Source organism: Janthinobacterium sp. (assembly GCF_009923995.1).
Lineage (GTDB): Bacteria > Pseudomonadota > Gammaproteobacteria > Burkholderiales > Burkholderiaceae_D > Janthinobacterium.
The window spans coordinates 72,119-88,352 of the sequence record NZ_RFSK01000006.1; the positions used below are offsets into that span (position 1 = coordinate 72,119).

The window sequence follows — 16,234 nt, forward strand, 5'->3', positions numbered from 1 at the left end:
CGCAAAAATCGGTACGCACAACGCGCCGCGCCATCGGCTGGCGCGGCGTTCAGGCGGCGACGCGGAAGCGCGACACCGAGTTTTTCAGTTCCTGCGCCAGCATCGACAGCTTATGGATCGATTGCGCCGTCTGCTGCGTGCCATCCTGGGTCTGCTCCGTTACGCTCAGGATATGCTGGATATTCAAGGCCACGCCGCTGGCCGAACCGGCCTGCGTGCCGGTGGCGAACGAGATGCCCTGGATCAGTTCCGCCAGGTGCTTAGACACCTGGCTGATGTCGTTCAGGGCAGCGCCGGCCGCATCGGACAGGCGCGCGCCTTCGACCACGCCCTGCGTGGATTTTTCCATCGCCCTGGTCGCATCCTGGGTATCGGCCTGGATGGTGCGCACCAGTGCGCCGATCTGCTTGGCGGCGGCGGCCGAGCGTTCGGCCAGGCGCTGCACTTCCTCGGCCACGACGGAAAAGCCGCGTCCCGCCTCGCCGGCCGATGCGGCCTGGATGGCGGCGTTCAGCGCCAACACGTTGGTCTGCTCCGTGATGTCGGAAATGAGCTCGGTGATCTCACCGATTTCCTGCGACGACTCGCCCAGACGCTTGATGCGCTTGGACGTATCCTGGATCTGCTCGCGGATTTCATGCATGCCCTTGATGGCGTTTTCCACCGCCGTCGAGCCTTGCAGCGCGGCCGCCACCGACTGGCGCGCCACGTCGGCCGAGACGCTGGCCGACTTCGACACGTCGGTAATCGCGTTGGCCATCTTCACCACGGTGGCGCTGGCGTCGAGGATTTCGCGCGACTGCTGCTGCGAGGCGATCAGGAGTTTACTGGAGATGCTTTGCGCCTGCGTCGAGGCGCGGTTCACCTGCTCCGCCGTGGCCGTCACGCGCCCCACCAGACCGCGCAATTCCTCCACCGTGTAGTTGACGGAATCGGCGATGGCGCCCGTGATGTCTTCCGATACCGTCGCCTGCACCGTCAGGTCGCCGTCGGCCACCTTCTGCAATTCGTTCATCAGGCGCAGGATGGCCGCCTGGTTCTGGTCATTCTTCGCCTTGGCCTGCTCTTCCTTCTCCTGCGACAGCAGGCGCTGGATCTCCGCCTCGTGGCGCCGGCGCTCGGCCTCGCGCGTGCGGTTGACGGAGTCCTGCAGCAGCACCCTGCCGATGCCGGCCGCCGCGATCAAGGTCAGCAGCACGCCGGCCACCATCAGCCAGAAGGCGACACCCAGGGTTTCCTGGTTCGCGTGGTACATCTGCTGCAGCAGCGTCAGGCGCTGGCGCAGGTCTTCGTTCTCGTTGAAGATCAGCTGCTCGGCGCTTTTCGCCGAGCTGAATTTGTCCAGGCGATCAAGGATGGACGAGACCAGCTTCTGGTAATTGTCGAAGCTGGCCTTCAGCGCCACCAGGCGCTCGCGCAGTTCGGCGTCGCGCGTGGGCGCCAGCTGCAGCGACACGCTGCCGTTGAGCAGGCCTTCGACGGCGGCGCGGAAGTACGTCGTGTCGCGCCCCAGCGAAAACGCCGTCTCCGAGCTGATGCTGCCCGAGGAGAGGAATTCGCTGGCGCTGCGGCTCATGCGCTGGCTCAGCATCATCAGCCGGCCGATGACGGCCAGGTCGCGCGCATTGCCGCCGCGCTGCACCTTCAGGGCCGCGATTTCCTCGGCCTGCGCCAGCAGTGCGGGCGAGAGCGCATTCAATTGCTGCAAGGTCTTGTCGAATTCGCCCAGTTCCGTCTTCAGGCGCAGTATGGTGCTGGCGGCACGGTCGCTGCTGGCCCATTTCTTGCGCGCGTCGGCCACCGCCGCCAGCAGGCCAGAGCGCGATTCGCCGATGTCGCGGCCGTGATACGTCCCGCCGCGCAGCATGAGGCGGAAATCCTGGTTCAGTTCATTGCGGCTTTCCTCGAGCTGGCGGAAGGCTTCCGGATTACCCTGCACGGCATTCGGCGCGGCCTTGCCGATGCGCTGCGAGTGCATCAGCGCATCACTGGCCAGCTGCGTCTGCGCCGAGGCTATATTGCCGCTGCGCGTGTTCAAGCCGACGAACAGCAGGCTGGCGGCCAGGCTCAGGGCCATTACCGTCGACAGGATGCTCAACTGCTTTTGCAGCGGCAGGTGGCCGATCAGCGGCAGCTTCAAGTCGCTGGCCGGTGCGCTGGCCAGCGACTTGCGCCGTCCCAGCGCGTCGCGCAGGCGCAGCGGCAGGTCGGCCGGCAGCGCCGGTTCGCCCGGGGCGTGCTCCGCCTCGGCCATGCCGGACGCCAGGATAGGAGAATTGGCGCCCATCAGTATCCATCCTTGCCGGTGGCCGTGCCGGCATAGCCGGCATCGAGGAAGCGCTCCGCCTGCGCCAGCTGCGCCAGGTCCAGGCGCAGCCAAAGCTGCCCCTCGCTGTCGCGCAGTGCCTGCCTGGCCCATGGCGGCCCATCGGGCGATGGCATGCACTGCATGCCGCGTTGCTGGCGCAGGCCCAGCACGCGTTCGACGAGCAGCGCGCAATTCATGCCCAGGCGGGGAGAAAAGGTGATGATGCGGCTGTCGCCGCCCGGCACGCAAGCGGCCTGCCCCATGTAGCGGGCCAGGTCAATGACGGCCGTCAGGCGTCCGCGCATGGTGGCCAGGCCCAGGTACCAGTCCTGCGCCAGGGGCACGGCCTGGATCTGCACGCCGGAGGCGATGACGATTTCACCAAGCTGCGTCAGGTCGAGCAGGCAGCAGCGGCCGCCGAGCAGCACGCCCAGCTCCTTGCGGGCTGCCAGCGCACCGCTGCGCGCCGCCTGCACGCGCTCGATCAACTGCAGCTGATACTGACGCAAACGGCCCTGCCGCGCGCCAGCCTCGAACGGCGGCATGGCTAGCAAGGCCGGAGCAGGCACGCCATTGCCAGGCATCGTGCGCATGCGTCAGGACAGCGCCGCGATCTTCGCCAGCAGGTCGGCTTCGACCACGGGCTTGACCAGGTAATCGCGCGCGCCCTGGCGCAAGCCCCAGATGCGGTCCGTTTCCTGGCTCTTGCTGGAGCAGATAATCACCGGCACGTCCTGCAGTTCAGGATCGCGGGCGATCGCGCGCGTGATCTGGAAACCATTCGCACCGGGCATCACCACATCCATCAGGATCAGGTCGGGCCTGGCCTGCTTCAGCTGCGCCAGCGCGTCGGCGCCGTCTTGCGCCGTCAGGACGGCGTAACCGGCACGCACCAGCATCTCGCTCAGGTAGTAACGTTCTGTCGGCGAGTCATCGACGATCAGAATTGTGTGTATGGCCATGTGTTTGTTTACTTCCTTGCTGCGTTGTATACATCATACTAAAAACGGCTGGCCAGGTGCTGCCGCACGGCCGCCAGCAGCGCCTCGGGCGCGAGCGGCTTGGCCAGGCAGGCACTGGCGCCCGCCATGGCGCCGCGCACGCGGTCGAACAAACCTTCCTTCGACGACAGCATCAGTACCGGCGTGGCATGAAATGCCGCGCTGGCCTTGATCAGCGCACACGTGCGGTAACCATCGAGGCGCGGCATGACAATATCGCACACGATCAGCGCCGGACGGCAGTCGCCGATCTTGGCCAGCGCTTCAAAACCGTTTTCCGCCACCACCACGCGATAACCGGCCGCGCGCAGGATCTTTTCAGCCGCGCTGCGGACGGTGGCACTGTCGTCGATGAGCAGGATGATGGCGCCGGCGCACGCGCCATCGGACGATGCCTCGGGCAGTAGCGAACTCGTCATTTGATTATTCGGCAATCTTTCATACCATAGCATATGCTGCCGCTACACCATTGTGCAGCCGGCACATGCCAATTGATCAGGATTAACTAAATGGCCACCATTTCGAAATCATCCTTGCGCGCGCCGCATTCGGGGCAGGTCCAGTTCATCGGCACATCGGCCCAACGCGTGCCGGGAGCGATGTCTTCGTCGGGCAGACCGGCCGCTTCATCATAAACCCAGCCGCAAATAAGACACATCCACGTTTGGAATTGCTGCGTTGTTTCGTTGCTACTCACGTTCTGCCACCCTTCAATCAAGTAAAATGCTGAATTAGGTATCTTAATCTACCCGCCGTGCAAAACCAAACTTCTCCCCTCATATTAAGCTTCGGCGTGTCCGATCCCGTCGGCGCGATCGGCATCCAGGCCGACCTGGCCACGTTTTCAGCCTTCGGCTGCCATGGCCTGTCGGTCACCACGGGCCTCTTGATCAGCGATACGGCGCGCGTGGAAGACGTGCAGGCGGTCGACCCGGACTGGGTCTCCGACCAGGCGCGCGTGCTGCTGGAAGACATGTCCGTGGCCGCCATCAAGATCGGCGCGCTGGGCAGCGTGGAAAACGTCACGGCCATCGCCGAAATCGTCTCCGACTACCCGAACGTGCCGCTGATCCTCGATCCCTTCATTTCGGCGCTGCCGGAACAGGGCATGGACGACGAGGACATCCTCACCGCCGTGCGCCAGCTCCTGATCCCGCAAACGACCCTGCTGGTGCTCTCGCCGGACGAACTGGAACGCCTGGCCGAGACCTGGCGTGACGCCGACCCTGACGACACCCTGCAGAACGACGTCGACTACCTGGTGGCACTGGGCTGCGAATACGTGCTCGTCACCGGCATGCCGGCCGACGCCAGCAAATCGGGCACGGCGGAAGGCAAGCTGCGCGCCAACACCCTGTTCGGCGAGGACGGCGTGGTGCGCCACGATCAATGGCGCCACCTGCCCGGCATCTTCAATGGCGCGGGCAGTACCCTGTCGGCGGCCGCCACCGCCCTGCTGGCCCTGGCGGACCATGAAGACGACGTGCCGCAGGTGGTGGTGGCGGCGCAGGAATTCACGGCCGGCGCGCTGGCGCACGCCCAGCGCCACGGCATGGGCAAGCTGGTGCCGAACCGGCTGTTCCAGCTGCAGCGCCCGCACGGCGCCCAGTAATCCCGTCCAGACAAATACAGACGACACAGACAACGATCCACTTTCAAGGCACGATTATCATGACGACGACTTCCCAGAACGACATCCTGTTTACCCGCGCGCAAAAAACCACGCCAGGCGGCGTCAATTCGCCCGTGCGCGCCTTCCGCTCCGTCGGCGGCACGCCGCGCTTCATCACGCGCGCCGAAGGCCCGTACTTCTGGGACGCGGACGGCAAGCGCTATATCGACTACATCGGCTCGTGGGGCCCGGCCATCGTCGGCCATGCCCACCCAGAGGTGGTCAAGGCGGTGCAGGATGCCGCCGCGCTGGGCCTGTCCTTCGGCGCGCCGACCGAGGGCGAAGTGCTGATGGCCGAGGAAATCACGCGCCTGGTGCCGTCGATCGAACAGGTACGCCTGGTGTCGTCCGGCACGGAAGCGACCATGAGCGCCCTGCGCCTGGCGCGCGGCGCCACGGGACGCGACAAGATCGTCAAGTTCGAAGGCTGCTACCACGGCCACGCCGATTCGCTGCTGGTGAAAGCGGGCAGCGGCCTGCTCACCTTCGGCAACCCGACGTCGGCCGGCGTGCCGGAAGACTTCGTGAAGCACACCCTGGTGCTCGACTATAACAATGTGGAGCAGCTGAAGGACGCCTTCGACAGCTTCGGCGCGGAAATCGCCTGCGTGATCGTCGAACCCGTGGCCGGCAACATGAACCTGGTCAAGGCCACGCCGGAATTCCTGCAGGCGATGCGCGAGCTGTGCACGCAGCACGGCGCCCTGCTCATTTTCGATGAAGTCATGTGCGGCTTCCGCGTGGCCCTGGGCGGCGCGCAGACGCTGTACGGCATCAAGCCGGATCTCACTGCGCTGGGCAAGGTAATCGGCGGCGGCATGCCGGTGGCGGCCTTCGGCGGCAGCGCGGCGCTGATGCACAACATGGCGCCGCTGGGCGCCGTCTACCAGGCCGGCACCCTGTCCGGCAACCCGGTGGCCGTGGCCGCCGGCATGACGACCCTGAAACTGATCCAGCAGCCAGGCTTCTACGAGCAGCTGGGCGCCGCGGCCAAGCGCCTGGCCGACGGCCTGACGGCGGCCGCCAAGGAAGCGGGCGTGGTGTTCTGCGCCGATTCCATCGGCGGCATGTTCGGCATTTATTTCAGCGAAACGCCGCCGACCAGCTATGCGGAAATGATGGCCGGCGACCGCAGCAAGTTCAATACCTTCTTCCACGCCATGCTGGACGAAGGCGTGTACTTCGCGCCTGCCGCCTTCGAGGCGGGCTTCGTCTCGGCGCAGCACGACGATGCCGTCATCGACGCCACCATCGCCGCCGCACGCAAGGTGTTTGCCAAGCTGGCGTAAGGTACGCACCTGACAAAACCTGCTGCGCGTCGCGCTTTGCGGCCGGCGCGCAGCGGCATTGCCAGCTGCCGCTACACTGTGGCGCCTTGCAGCAGTTCCGCCACCAGCGCCGGAAGCTTGCCCATGTCGTTGAACACGACGTGCGCGCCGGCCGCCTTCAGGCGCGCTTCCTGGCCCGGCGCGATATGACCGCCGCCGATGAATCCCAATACCGTCATGCCCGCCGCCACGGCAGCCGTCACGCCCGTGACGCTGTCTTCCAGCACCAGGCACTGGCCCGGCGGCACGCCGAAGGCGGCGGCGGCCGCCAGGTAGACGCCCGGATGCGGCTTGGCGTGGCCCACCAGGTCCGGCGTGAAGACGCGGCGCTCGAACAGGGGCGCCATGCCCGTGCGCTCCAGCGCCGACAGCACGCGGGCGCTGACGCTGTTCGAGGCCACGGCCTTGGGCAGGGGAATGGCCGCCAGCGCCAGCGCCACGCCGGGCACGGCGCGCAATTGCGCATCGCAGGCCGCATCGACGGCATTGCCGATGGCCATGATCTCATCGGCCGGCAGCTGCGGCAGCCCCAGTTCCTTGTAAATATCCTGCATCAGCGGCACCAGGCGCTGGCCCAGGCGCGGCTCGATCAAGGCTTGCAGGGTGACACCCTCGGGCAAATTGGGCAGGCGCGGCGCCAGCAGCTCCAGCAGCGCCTGCAGGGCCACGGCTTCGCTGTCGATCAGTACGCCATCGCAGTCGCTGATCAGGTGGGTGTAATGCGGGAGGGAAGGAACGGTGTCAGGCATGTATTCTCCAGTAGGGGCGACGCGCGGTGCGCACCGCCAGCATAAAACAGCGGGACGCGGCGCGCCACGCCTGGCCGGCCACGTCCCGATACTTTGCGGCGCGTGCCACGCATCGGCGGCATGAAGTAATTTCTTTTAGATAACTTCAATGGCATACTCCAGTTGCCCTGATCGCTTGAATCAGGCCCAACAGGATAGATACCATGACACGCAAAAACTTTCTGCAAGGCCGATTATCCCTGATTTCCACAATTGCCGCGTTTGCCTTCGCGGCGGCCGCGCAGCCCGCGCGGGCCGCGGACGACGATGCCGCCGTCCTCAGCCTCGTGCGCCAGCACGTGGCGGCGCAAGCCAGTTTTGACGTGCAGACCCTGGCAGCCTTGACGGCCGACAACTACGCGGAAGTCTCGCCGATGGGCGACGTCGATACGCGCGAAAAAATGCTCGCGTTCTATGCTCCCGAGAAAAAAACCACCGCCCCCCTCATCACGGTGGAAGAGCCGTTCGTGCGGGTCGCGGGCGATGCGGCCGTGCTCATCGCCAGGCTGGCAGTGACGGTACAGGCGGGAGGACAGTCGCGCGCGATGGCCTTGCGCGCCAGCTATGTGGCGAAAAAGGAGGGGCCGACATGGAAACTGCTGTCGGCGCAATACACGGGCATCGCGCCAAAAAGACCGGCGCCTTGAAAAAAACGGGCCTGCGGGCCCGTTTTTCCTATTTCAGCCAGCCGCGGTGGCGGAAGTACAGGAACGGCGCAATGGCGCTGGTGATCATCAGGCCCCAGGCCCACGGGTAACCGAACGACCATTCCAGTTCCGGCATCAGCTTGAAGTTCATGCCGTACACGCTGGCGATCAGGGTCGGCGGCAGGAAGGCCACGCTGGCCACCGAGAAGATCTTGATGATCTTGTTCTGGTTGATGTTGATGAAGCCGACGGTGGCATCCATCAGGAAGTTGATCTTATCAAACAGGAAAGATGTATGGCCGTCCAGGGATTCGATGTCGCGCAGAATCTGGCGCGCTTCCTCGAACTGCTCGGAATTGAGCAATCGGCCGCGCATCAGGAAACTCACGGCGCGGCGCGTATCCATCATGTTGCGACGGATACGGCCATTCAAGTCTTCCTCATGAGCAATCGCGTTCAGCGCTTCGGCCGCATGCGCATCCGTAAATTCCTTTTGCAGCACGCGCGTGCTGACTTCTTCCAGGTTCTGGTAGATGCCTTCGAGCACGTCGGCCGAATATTCCGCATCCGTGGCGTACAGGTCCAGCAGCACGTCCATGTAGTCGGCGATGGAGCCTGGCCGCGAGCGGGCGCGCATGCGCACCAGGCGGAACACGGGCAAGTCGTCCGTATGCATGGAGAACAAAATCTTGCGGGCAAGAATGAAGGCCACGGTGATGACGCGCGACGGGCCGTCGTCTTCTTCGCGCAGGAAGTCCGTGCGCAGGTGCAAGTCGCCGTTTTCCGCTTCGTAGTAGCGGGCCGACGCTTCAATATCCTTGACTTCGTCTTCGCCCGGCAGGGTGACGTTGTAGATGGCCTTGACCCAGGCCCGTTCATCATCGGTGGGATCGGTCAGGTCGACCCAGACCGGTTCGGCGTTTTCGAGGTCTGCGCGGCTGTCGATCGGCACCTGGTTGAGCCGGCCATTCTGTAATACAAAAACATTGATCATGCGCGCTCTCAGCCGGATGTTAGGTTATCGTGATGTGCTGGCGCTGGCGCCAAAAATGAAAACAGCGCAAGTGTACCCGCAAAGCCCTTTTCACGACCACCCCTCGCCACCGCTTTTTCACGGAAAATGTGTGTCGCTGCACCAAGGGTGCCGGATTAAGATGCTACACCGCAATAATGCCAATTAAGCATGCTTGATATTATGCAAATCCTGGCCGCTCGCCGTCACGGCAGTTCGGCCGCCCCCATGCGGCGCAGGATGACACTGGTGCGCCGGTTCAGGTAGCCGGTATCGCGGTGGCGGTCGTAAAAACGGGGATTCGGCAGCATCACGGCCAGCTTCGCCGCCTGCGCCGCACTCAGGCTGGCCGCGCTCACATGGTAATAATGACGCGATGCCGCTTCAGCGCCGAAGATGCCCGTGCCGAACTCCACCACATTCAGGTAAATCTCGAAAATGCGCTGCTTGTCCATCAGGCTTTCCAGCATGTAGGTAATGATCAGTTCCTGCCCCTTGCGCACGTAGCTGCGCGAGCCGGACAGGAACAGATTCTTCGCCAGCTGCTGCGTGATGGTGGAGCCGCCCGCCACGACCTTCTGTTTCTTGCTGTTTTTTTCATAGGCCTTTTGCAAGGCGTCCCAGTCCACGCCTTCATGCTCGGAAAAATTCGCGTCTTCCGAGGCGATGATGGCGCGCTTCAGGTTGTTCGAGATGCGGTTGTACGGCACCCACGTCTGCTGGATGGTGGCGTTCGGATTCTTTTCCTGCAAGACAGACAATTGCTCGCGCATGAAGGCCGTGCTGGTCGGGTTATGGTCGACCCACCACCAGATTTGCAGGAAGAAATACAGTTGCACGACGACAAATGCCAGTACGGGCACGATGAACAGCCACTTGATCCAGCCGTAGCGGCTGCCGCTGCGGCCCTTGGCCGTCCTGGCCCCGCTCACAGGGCACCGCGCAGCTGCGCCAGCAAGTCCTGCGTCTGCGGCCGCACGCCGCGCCACACGTAGAACGCTTCGGCCGCCTGCTCCACCAGCATGCCCAGGCCATCGCGCACCTGCGCGCCATGCTGGGCGGCAAAGTCCATGAAGACGGTGGGCTGCGCGCCATACATCATGTCCAGCGCCAGCGTCCGGCGACCGAAGATGGTGACAGGCACGGGCGGCAAGTCGCCCGCCAGGCTGGCCGAGGTGGCATTGATGACGATATCAAATTGCCCGTCAGGTTGTTCGAAACCGCCGGCGCGCAGCTGCTCCGGATGACTGAGCGACTCGGCAAACTGCGTCACCAGGGCCTCGGCCGTGGCCACGGTGCGGTTGGCAATGAACAGTTCCTGCGGCCCCTGCTCCAGCAAGGGCAGCACGACGCCGCGCGCGGCGCCGCCCGCGCCCAGCAGCAGGACGCGCTTGCCGGTGATCGGCACGCCGGCGTTGCGCAGGATGTCCGCCACCAGGCCCGCGCCATCGGTATTGTCGCCAAGAATGACATCGCCATCGAAGCGCAGGGTATTCACGGCGCCCGCGGCCCGGGCGCGCGGCGTCAGCTGCGTGGCCAGCGCGCACGCGTCCAGCTTGAAGGGCACCGTCACGTTGGCGCCCTTGCCGCCCTCGGCCGCAAAGCTGCGGGCCGCCAGCGCAAAGCCATCCAGCGGCGCCAGGCGGCGCTCATAGATGACGGGCTCGCCCGTCTGCAAGGCAAACGCAGCATGAATCAAGGGCGATTTGCTGTGGGCGATGGGATTACCAAAGACGCAATATTGATCGGGAGTTATTTCTTGTGTGTTCAATTGCTGCCGCCAGTCAGGTTAGCTTCCATTTTTTCTTCGCGGGTAAATTTGAAGCGGGTGATCACCACCCACAGGTCATCTTTGTCGCTCGACAACATATTCGGTGGGAAACGCCCAAACGGCGCGGCGCGGCGCACGATGGCCAGGGCGGCCGCGTCCAGCGCCGGGTTGCCCGAGCTGCGCTCCACGCGGGCACCGCCTTCTTTCTGGTAAATCGTGCCATCCTGGAAGATCGGGATGTATACGACCAGCTCGCCGTACATCTTGCGGCCATTCTTTTGCGGGAAATTCAGGGTGCCGATTTCCTCGATGCGCTTTTGCAGGGCCTTGTAATACATGGCATAGCCAACTTCCTGCGTGCTGGGCGTAATGAAGGTCTTGCGGGGACGCTTGTTCTGGTCTTCCACGGTCTGGCTGATCTCGGCCGCCATGCGGGCGATGGCCTTGCTGCTTTCCATCAAGTCCGAGCCGGTGGCCAGGGGATTGGGCTTGTCCTTTTCCGTGACGGGCGCGGCGCTGTAAGGCGTGGGCCTGGCCGCCTGCGTCAGCAGCTCCTGCTGTTTCTGTTCCAGTTCAGCAATGCGCCGGGCGCTGGCCTTGACACTCTCGCCCTCTTCCACCTTGCGCATGTCGGGCAAGGGCGACTTGGCGCGGCCCTTGTCGGCCTGCCCACCACCGTCCAGGTTGGCTTGCGCCAGGGCATCCGCCTTCAGGGGCTTGGCCGCATGCTTGGCATTGACGAGTATCACTTCCAGGCCGGGATCGGTGGCGACGGCCCGCTGCGGCGCCGGGGCGACAAAATGCATCGCCAGCAAGGCGCCGTGCGCCAGCAGCGAGACCGCCACGGCAATCATCAGGAAACGATTCTCTCGGAAAGACTTCACGCGCAACCCAGTTCGCAACAAGCACAAGATACAAGACTGCTGAATTCTACGTCAAAGGGCGGCGCCGGCAACAGATTTCAGCACCGCCCCACAGTCTCTGCCGCGCCTTATTTGACTTCTGGCTCGCTGACCACGTCTTCGCTGGCCAGTTCCGCCACTTCCGCGTCGGCGTCGCTGACCTGGTTGGCCGCTTCCGGCGACGCTTCCGGCGCCACGTCGCCCTCGTCGGCGCCTTCGTCGCCCGCGTCTTCCTCGTAATCGAGCTCGGCGTCAGCCGCCACTTCCGGCACGGCGGCGATTTCCAGCAGGCGCGCTTCGATGCTCAGGTCGACTTCATCCCAGCGCAGCAAGTCCAGCTTGACCTGGGCGCCGCGCGCCACGGATGGCATGCCCGGCAGCTTGATGACGAGCGGAATGTCGACGAGGCGCAGGATTTCATCCTTCAGCACGACGGCATCGACCTGGCGCGCGTTTTCCTGGTGCAGCCAGCGCAAGCACCAGTAGCGTTCCATGTTCGACTGGAAATCGCCATACGCGGCATAGGCGGCATCAAACGCCGAGACGATGGCGAACAGATTCGCGTCGCGCGGCTTGAACGGGGCCACCAGCGGGGCCGTCACGCCGTGCTCGGCGCAGGCGATGATTTGCCACTGGTTCACCAGGTCCGTGTAGCGGCGCAGGGGCGAGGTGCTCCATGCATATTGGTCCACGCCCAGGCCCTGGTGCGGCGCCGCATGAGTGACCATGCGCACCTGCATCTTTGCCGCCCAGCTATTGCCCGTGCCGCCGCCCTGGCTGCGGTAGATGCCCGGCACGCCATGGTCGTGCAGCATCTTGCCCCAGGTGCTGTTGGCAAAAATCATCAGTTCGGCGACGATCTTGTCCAGCGGCGCGCCACGCTTGCGGCGGGCCACGGTGACGATGTCGTTTTCCACATAGAAGTTGAAATCGACGCGGTTGTTCTGTTCCGGCTTGAGGCCGAACGCTTCGCGCTTCTTCATGCGGCCCTGTTCCAGCTGCTGTGCCCATTGCCACAGGATGGCGAAATCGGCCTTGTGCGGATACTCGCCCTCGCCGCTGGCCAGGGTTTCCTCGTTGACCAGGTCATCGAGCTGGTTGTGGCGCAAGTTGCTGGCAATCGGCACCAGTTCGGCGCGCGTCTGCGTGCTGACCACGGCCCAGTCCGCTTTCGGGTCCAGGGTGGCGTACAGCGACAGGGCCGGGCACGTCGTGCCTTCGGCCAGGGTAAACGCGTTGACGATTTCGTCCGGCAGCATGGTGATCTTGTCGCCCGGCATATAGACGGTGGACATGCGCTGGCGCGCCATCTTGTCGATCACGTCTTCCGGGCGGATGCCCAGGCCCGGCGCGGCGATGTGGATGCCCACCTTGATCGTGCCGTCCGGCAATGGCTGCACGGAGAAGGCATCGTCGATCTCGGTGGTGGTCACATCGTCGATGGAGAAGGCGGCCACATCGGCCAGCGGCAGCTTGGCCGTCACGGCGGGCACGGGCACGTTCGGGAAACCGGCGCCTTTCGGGAAATTCTCGAAGAGGAATTTGGACAGGTGCAAATCTTTCGGCGAAGCAATACCGCCGACGGCCAGCATCAGACGGGCCGGCGTCGTGTGCAATTCCGTGCAGGCCGCTTCCAGCGCCTTGTATTCGATGGTGTTCTTGTCCGGCTTGAACAACAGTTGCAGCACCATGGGCTGCATCGCTTCGGGCAAGCGGTTCTGCTTCAGCTCTTCCACATAGGCGGCTTGCACGAGCGCCTGCTGCTTTTTCTTTTCGATGCCGGCCAATGCCGCCTTCAGCGACGCTTCCGGCGCCGCCTTGTAGCGGCCACGGCCCTTCTTGTAGAAATACACGGGCGCCGAATGCAGTGCCAGGATCAGGCCGGCAGCTTCCGGCGGCAAGGGCGCATGGCCGAAATACTCGGCGCCCAGTTCGGCAAAGCCGAACTCGTCTTCGCCCGCCACTTCCCACAGGAAATCGAGGTCGATGTCGGCCGCCACGGCCTTGGCTTGCTCCAGCAATTCGGCCGGCGCCGGTTTTTCATACTGCAGCAGCACGTCCTTGGTCTTGACCTTGGTACGCTTGCCGCTGGCCATTTCGACCTGGTAGGCCTCACCCGCTTGCGACAGGACCGTGCCGACCTTGAAATCGCCGGATTCTTCAAAAAATAGATTCATTGTTATGCTTTGTTTATTAATGTGTCGGTTGCAACGGTGCGAGTAAGCTCAAACACCGCCGGCAGAAATACTTCCGTTACCAGCAGCAATCCTTGATGGCGCTGATACAGGCAGCGCCGGGCAAAAAACGGCGCCAGCCCATCGACGCGCGCCCCTTCCAGGGCCAGCGCCGCCTGCACGCGCTGCACCAGCGGGTGTCCCGCGCGCAAACGGGCAAATTCCAGTGCGCCACGGCGCACCATGCGGTCGCCGAACAGGGTCGTACCCAGCGAACGCTCGCCCAGCGCGGAAAACAGGGGCCAGTCCGTGGCCGTCGCCTGCATGGGCACGACGGTATGGCCAAACACGGCCGGTCTATTATCACACCGTAACAGCACTTCGCGTTCCCAGACGCGGCCAGGACGGTGCAGGCCGATGCAGGCTGCCTCGTCGCTGAGACAGCGTGCTGTTTCCTGATGCAAACATTGCACGCGAAATGCCTGGCTGTGCGCTTTCAGCTTGGCCGTCAGCGAACCACCGCCCGTCAGCCAGTGGCGCAAGGCGGGCGGCGCATTGACGGCATTCACGTGCGCATGCCATTGCGCCTGGCGCAGCGAACCCGGCCTCACCGGCCGGCTTCCACGTCGACGCCGGCAAAGGCCAGCACGGGCGCCACGTAATCGGCAAATTCACTGATGCCATGGTCGCTGCCCTCGATGACGATCTGGCGCGCCCCCTGATAATGCGCCAGCATGTCGCGGTAGTCGAGCACTTCGTCGCCCGTGGCGGCAATCAGGAAATAGCGTTGCGGCTCAGTAATTTTCTCTACGGCAAATGTACCTAATTCGTCGATATATTCGCGCTTGAATTCGAAAGGCTTGTCCGAATGGAACTCAGTCGTCACGCCCACATGCTGTTCCAGGTCGATCAGGGGCACGATGGCGGGATTGAGCAGCACGGCCCGGCAACCGAGCCGCTCGGCCAGCCAGGTGGCATAGTAGCCGCCCAGCGAGGAACCGATGAGCGTCAGGTCGGCGGGCGCCGCGTTATTGACCAATGACAAGGCCAGCTCGATGGCCAGTTTCGGCGACGCCGGCAATTGCGGGCACAGCCATTCATCCGCGCGGCCCAGCGCCTGCATCTGCGCGGCCAGCAGGCGCGACTTCATCGACAGCGGCGACGAACGGAATCCATGCAGGTACAAAATCATCGGCCCAGGGCCTCCAGCAATTTCTGATGCACGCCGCCAAAGCCGCCATTGCTCATGACGATGATCTGATCGCCGGGACGGGCGCTCGCCGCCACGGCCGCCACCAGCGTATCGATGTCTTCGTAGGCGCTGGCAATCTGGCCCAGCGGCGCCAGCGCGGCGCCCAGGCTCCAGCCCAGCGCGGCCTGGCTGCCGAAGCCGAAGACCAGGTCCGCGTCCTTCAGGCTGGCCGGCAGCGCATCTTTCATGGCGCCCAGCTTCATGGTGTTCGAACGCGGTTCCAGCACGGCGAGGATGCGCGCGCTGCCACCCAGTTTTTGGCGCAGGCCGCCCACGGTGGTGGCAATGGCCGTCGGATGGTGGGCAAAATCGTCATACACGGTAATGTTGTTGACCACGCCGCGCACTTCCATGCGGCGCTTGACGCTCTCGAAGGTGGCCAGCGAAGCACACGCCTGGGCAATAGGCACGCCCACGTGGCGCGCGGCGGCGATGGCCGCCAGCGCATTGCTGCGGTTGTGCTTGCCTGTGAGCGCCCACGCCACATGGCCTTCGTGCTGGCCATTGAACAAGACATCGAAGCTGCCGTCGGCCTGCTCTTGCAGTTGCCAGTTGGCATCCTGGCCGAAACTTTCCTGCTCGCTCCAGCAGCCGCGCGCCAGCACGCGCTGCAGAGACGCTTCATCGCCGTTGTACACGAGGCGGCCGATACCGGGCACGGTGCGCACCAGGTGGTGGAATTGCGTCTCGATCGCGTGCAGATCGGGGAAGATGTCGGCGTGATCATATTCCAGGTTATTCATGACGGCAGTCTTCGCGTGGTAATGCACGAATTTGCTGCGCTTGTCGAAGAAGGCCGTGTCATATTCATCCGCTTCGATGACGAAGAAGTCCGAATCGACGCTTTTACCATCGATCTTGCCGCTGAGGCGGGCGGAAATGCCAAAGTTCATCGGCACGCCGCCGATCAGGAAGCCCGGTGCGTAGCCGGCGTCTTCGAGTATCCATGCCAGCATGGCGGACGTTGTCGTCTTGCCATGCGTGCCGGCCACGGCCAAGACCCACCGATTGCGTAATATATGTTCGCCGATCCATTGCGGGCCGGAAACGTAAGGCAGGCTGCGGTTGAGGATTTCCTCCACCAGCGGGTTGCCGCGCGACACGACATTGCCAATCACATACAAATCCGGGTTCAGCCTGGTTTGTTCCGGGTCAAAACCCTGGATCAGTTCGATGCCCTGCGATTCCAGCTGGGTGCTCATCGGCGGATAGACGTTGGCATCGCAGCCGGTGACTTTATGGCCGGCCTCCTTGGCCAGGACGGCCAGGCCGCCCATGAAGGTACCGCAAATGCCGAGGATATGAATATGCATGTGATCAGTGCGAAAAGGTGCGCGGTTAAGTAATTGGGTGGGCTAAAAAAAAGCCAAGTGTGGGAT

General features: G+C 63.9%; 17 protein-coding genes. 3 read left to right on the forward strand and 14 right to left on the reverse strand.

Translation table 11 applies throughout. From position 1 onward, the window contains the following. Positions 1-49 precede the first annotated feature (49 nt). The 5 genes from EBS11_RS04850 to EBS11_RS04870 all read right to left on the reverse strand — a co-directional run bounded on the left by EBS11_RS04850 (position 50) and on the right by EBS11_RS04870 (position 3,967). Complete coding sequence (locus EBS11_RS04850) at positions 50-2,287, reverse strand: methyl-accepting chemotaxis protein (RefSeq protein WP_290600959.1); 2,238 nt, start codon at positions 2,285-2,287, stop codon at positions 50-52. Further along, positions 2,287-2,901 carry a chemotaxis protein CheW gene (locus EBS11_RS04855; protein WP_290600960.1) on the reverse strand — a complete coding sequence of 205 codons (615 nt, stop codon included), beginning with the start codon at positions 2,899-2,901 and terminating at the stop codon, positions 2,287-2,289. The genes EBS11_RS04850 and EBS11_RS04855 overlap by 1 nt, the downstream gene beginning before the upstream one ends. A gap of 3 nt (positions 2,902-2,904) precedes the next feature. Further along, positions 2,905-3,270, reverse strand: coding sequence for a response regulator (locus EBS11_RS04860; RefSeq protein WP_086143773.1), 366 nt, complete (start codon positions 3,268-3,270; stop codon positions 2,905-2,907). Positions 3,271-3,308: 38 nt separating this feature from the next. Then, complete coding sequence (locus EBS11_RS04865) at positions 3,309-3,728, reverse strand: response regulator (RefSeq protein ID WP_290600963.1); 420 nt, start codon at positions 3,726-3,728, stop codon at positions 3,309-3,311. Positions 3,729-3,814: 86 nt separating this feature from the next. Beyond that, a complete protein-coding gene (locus EBS11_RS04870; protein ID WP_038488910.1) occupies positions 3,815-3,967 on the reverse strand; it encodes a rubredoxin in 153 nt (50 codons plus the stop codon). A gap of 96 nt (positions 3,968-4,063) precedes the next feature. Between EBS11_RS04870 and EBS11_RS04875 the strand changes: the two genes are divergently transcribed. Then, on the forward strand, positions 4,064-4,921 hold the full coding sequence (locus tag EBS11_RS04875; RefSeq protein ID WP_290600964.1) for a hydroxymethylpyrimidine/phosphomethylpyrimidine kinase: 858 nt from the start codon (positions 4,064-4,066) through the stop codon (positions 4,919-4,921). Between the two features lie 59 nt (positions 4,922-4,980). Next, positions 4,981-6,270 carry a glutamate-1-semialdehyde 2,1-aminomutase gene (gene hemL, locus EBS11_RS04880; RefSeq protein WP_290600966.1) on the forward strand — a complete coding sequence of 430 codons (1,290 nt, stop codon included), beginning with the start codon at positions 4,981-4,983 and terminating at the stop codon, positions 6,268-6,270. 71 nt (positions 6,271-6,341) lie between these two features. Here hemL and EBS11_RS04885 read toward each other — a convergent pair whose 3' ends face one another. Continuing rightward, positions 6,342-7,058: an HAD-IA family hydrolase gene (locus EBS11_RS04885; RefSeq protein ID WP_290600968.1), complete on the reverse strand. Its 717-nt coding sequence runs from the start codon at positions 7,056-7,058 to the stop codon at positions 6,342-6,344. Positions 7,059-7,261: 203 nt separating this feature from the next. On the opposite strand from EBS11_RS04885, the gene EBS11_RS04890 reads away from it, so the two are divergent. After that, positions 7,262-7,744 carry a nuclear transport factor 2 family protein gene (locus EBS11_RS04890; RefSeq protein WP_290600969.1) on the forward strand — a complete coding sequence of 161 codons (483 nt, stop codon included), beginning with the start codon at positions 7,262-7,264 and terminating at the stop codon, positions 7,742-7,744. 28 nt (positions 7,745-7,772) lie between these two features. On the opposite strand, the gene corA is transcribed toward EBS11_RS04890, so the two are convergent. The 8 genes from corA to mpl all read right to left on the reverse strand — a co-directional run bounded on the left by corA (position 7,773) and on the right by mpl (position 16,168). After that, the gene (gene corA / locus EBS11_RS04895) at positions 7,773-8,738 is read right to left on the reverse strand and encodes a magnesium/cobalt transporter CorA (protein ID WP_034746658.1); all 966 of its coding nucleotides are present in this window, start codon (positions 8,736-8,738) and stop codon (positions 7,773-7,775) included. A gap of 224 nt (positions 8,739-8,962) precedes the next feature. Next, the gene (mtgA, locus tag EBS11_RS04900; protein ID WP_290600972.1) at positions 8,963-9,688 is read right to left on the reverse strand and encodes a monofunctional biosynthetic peptidoglycan transglycosylase; all 726 of its coding nucleotides are present in this window, start codon (positions 9,686-9,688) and stop codon (positions 8,963-8,965) included. Continuing rightward, positions 9,685-10,512, reverse strand: coding sequence for a shikimate dehydrogenase (gene aroE, locus EBS11_RS04905; protein ID WP_290601053.1), 828 nt, complete (start codon positions 10,510-10,512; stop codon positions 9,685-9,687). Before aroE ends, mtgA begins: the two co-directional genes overlap by 4 nt. An 11-nt stretch (positions 10,513-10,523) precedes the next feature. Then, positions 10,524-11,381 (reverse strand): energy transducer TonB, encoded by an 858-nt coding sequence (locus EBS11_RS04910; RefSeq protein ID WP_290600974.1) that lies wholly within the window; start codon positions 11,379-11,381, stop codon positions 10,524-10,526. A gap of 137 nt (positions 11,382-11,518) precedes the next feature. After that, positions 11,519-13,606, reverse strand: a complete 2,088-nt coding sequence (locus tag EBS11_RS04915) for an RNB domain-containing ribonuclease (protein WP_290600975.1) — start codon at positions 13,604-13,606, stop codon at positions 11,519-11,521. 2 nt (positions 13,607-13,608) lie between these two features. Beyond that, positions 13,609-14,214 carry a chorismate lyase gene (locus EBS11_RS04920; protein ID WP_290600977.1) on the reverse strand — a complete coding sequence of 202 codons (606 nt, stop codon included), beginning with the start codon at positions 14,212-14,214 and terminating at the stop codon, positions 13,609-13,611. Further along, entirely contained in the window at positions 14,211-14,795 is a 585-nt protein-coding gene (locus EBS11_RS04925; RefSeq protein ID WP_290600978.1) for a YqiA/YcfP family alpha/beta fold hydrolase, read from the reverse strand. The genes EBS11_RS04920 and EBS11_RS04925 overlap by 4 nt, the downstream gene beginning before the upstream one ends. Next, the gene (gene mpl, locus EBS11_RS04930) at positions 14,792-16,168 is read right to left on the reverse strand and encodes a UDP-N-acetylmuramate:L-alanyl-gamma-D-glutamyl-meso-diaminopimelate ligase (protein ID WP_290600979.1); all 1,377 of its coding nucleotides are present in this window, start codon (positions 16,166-16,168) and stop codon (positions 14,792-14,794) included. The genes EBS11_RS04925 and mpl overlap by 4 nt, the downstream gene beginning before the upstream one ends. Between the last annotated feature and the right edge of the window lie 66 nt (positions 16,169-16,234).

Coding starts and splice junctions, on each gene's coding strand:
- EBS11_RS04850 (WP_290600959.1), bottom strand. CDS start 2,287: ATGGGCGCCAATTCTCCTATCCTGGCGTCCGGCATGGCCGAGGCGGAG.
- EBS11_RS04855 (WP_290600960.1), bottom strand. CDS start 2,901: ATGCGCACGATGCCTGGCAATGGCGTGCCTGCTCCGGCCTTGCTAGCC.
- EBS11_RS04860 (WP_086143773.1), bottom strand. CDS start 3,270: ATGGCCATACACACAATTCTGATCGTCGATGACTCGCCGACAGAACGT.
- EBS11_RS04865 (WP_290600963.1), bottom strand. CDS start 3,728: ATGACGAGTTCGCTACTGCCCGAGGCATCGTCCGATGGCGCGTGCGCC.
- EBS11_RS04870 (WP_038488910.1), bottom strand. CDS start 3,967: ATGTGTCTTATTTGCGGCTGGGTTTATGATGAAGCGGCCGGTCTGCCC.
- hemL (WP_290600966.1), top strand. CDS start 4,981: ATGACGACGACTTCCCAGAACGACATCCTGTTTACCCGCGCGCAAAAA.
- EBS11_RS04885 (WP_290600968.1), bottom strand. CDS start 7,058: ATGCCTGACACCGTTCCTTCCCTCCCGCATTACACCCACCTGATCAGC.
- EBS11_RS04890 (WP_290600969.1), top strand. CDS start 7,262: ATGACACGCAAAAACTTTCTGCAAGGCCGATTATCCCTGATTTCCACA.
- corA (WP_034746658.1), bottom strand. CDS start 8,738: ATGATCAATGTTTTTGTATTACAGAATGGCCGGCTCAACCAGGTGCCG.
- EBS11_RS04910 (WP_290600974.1), bottom strand. CDS start 11,381: ATGATTGCCGTGGCGGTCTCGCTGCTGGCGCACGGCGCCTTGCTGGCG.
- EBS11_RS04915 (WP_290600975.1), bottom strand. CDS start 13,606: ATGAATCTATTTTTTGAAGAATCCGGCGATTTCAAGGTCGGCACGGTC.
- EBS11_RS04925 (WP_290600978.1), bottom strand. CDS start 14,795: ATGATTTTGTACCTGCATGGATTCCGTTCGTCGCCGCTGTCGATGAAG.
- mpl (WP_290600979.1), bottom strand. CDS start 16,168: ATGCATATTCATATCCTCGGCATTTGCGGTACCTTCATGGGCGGCCTG.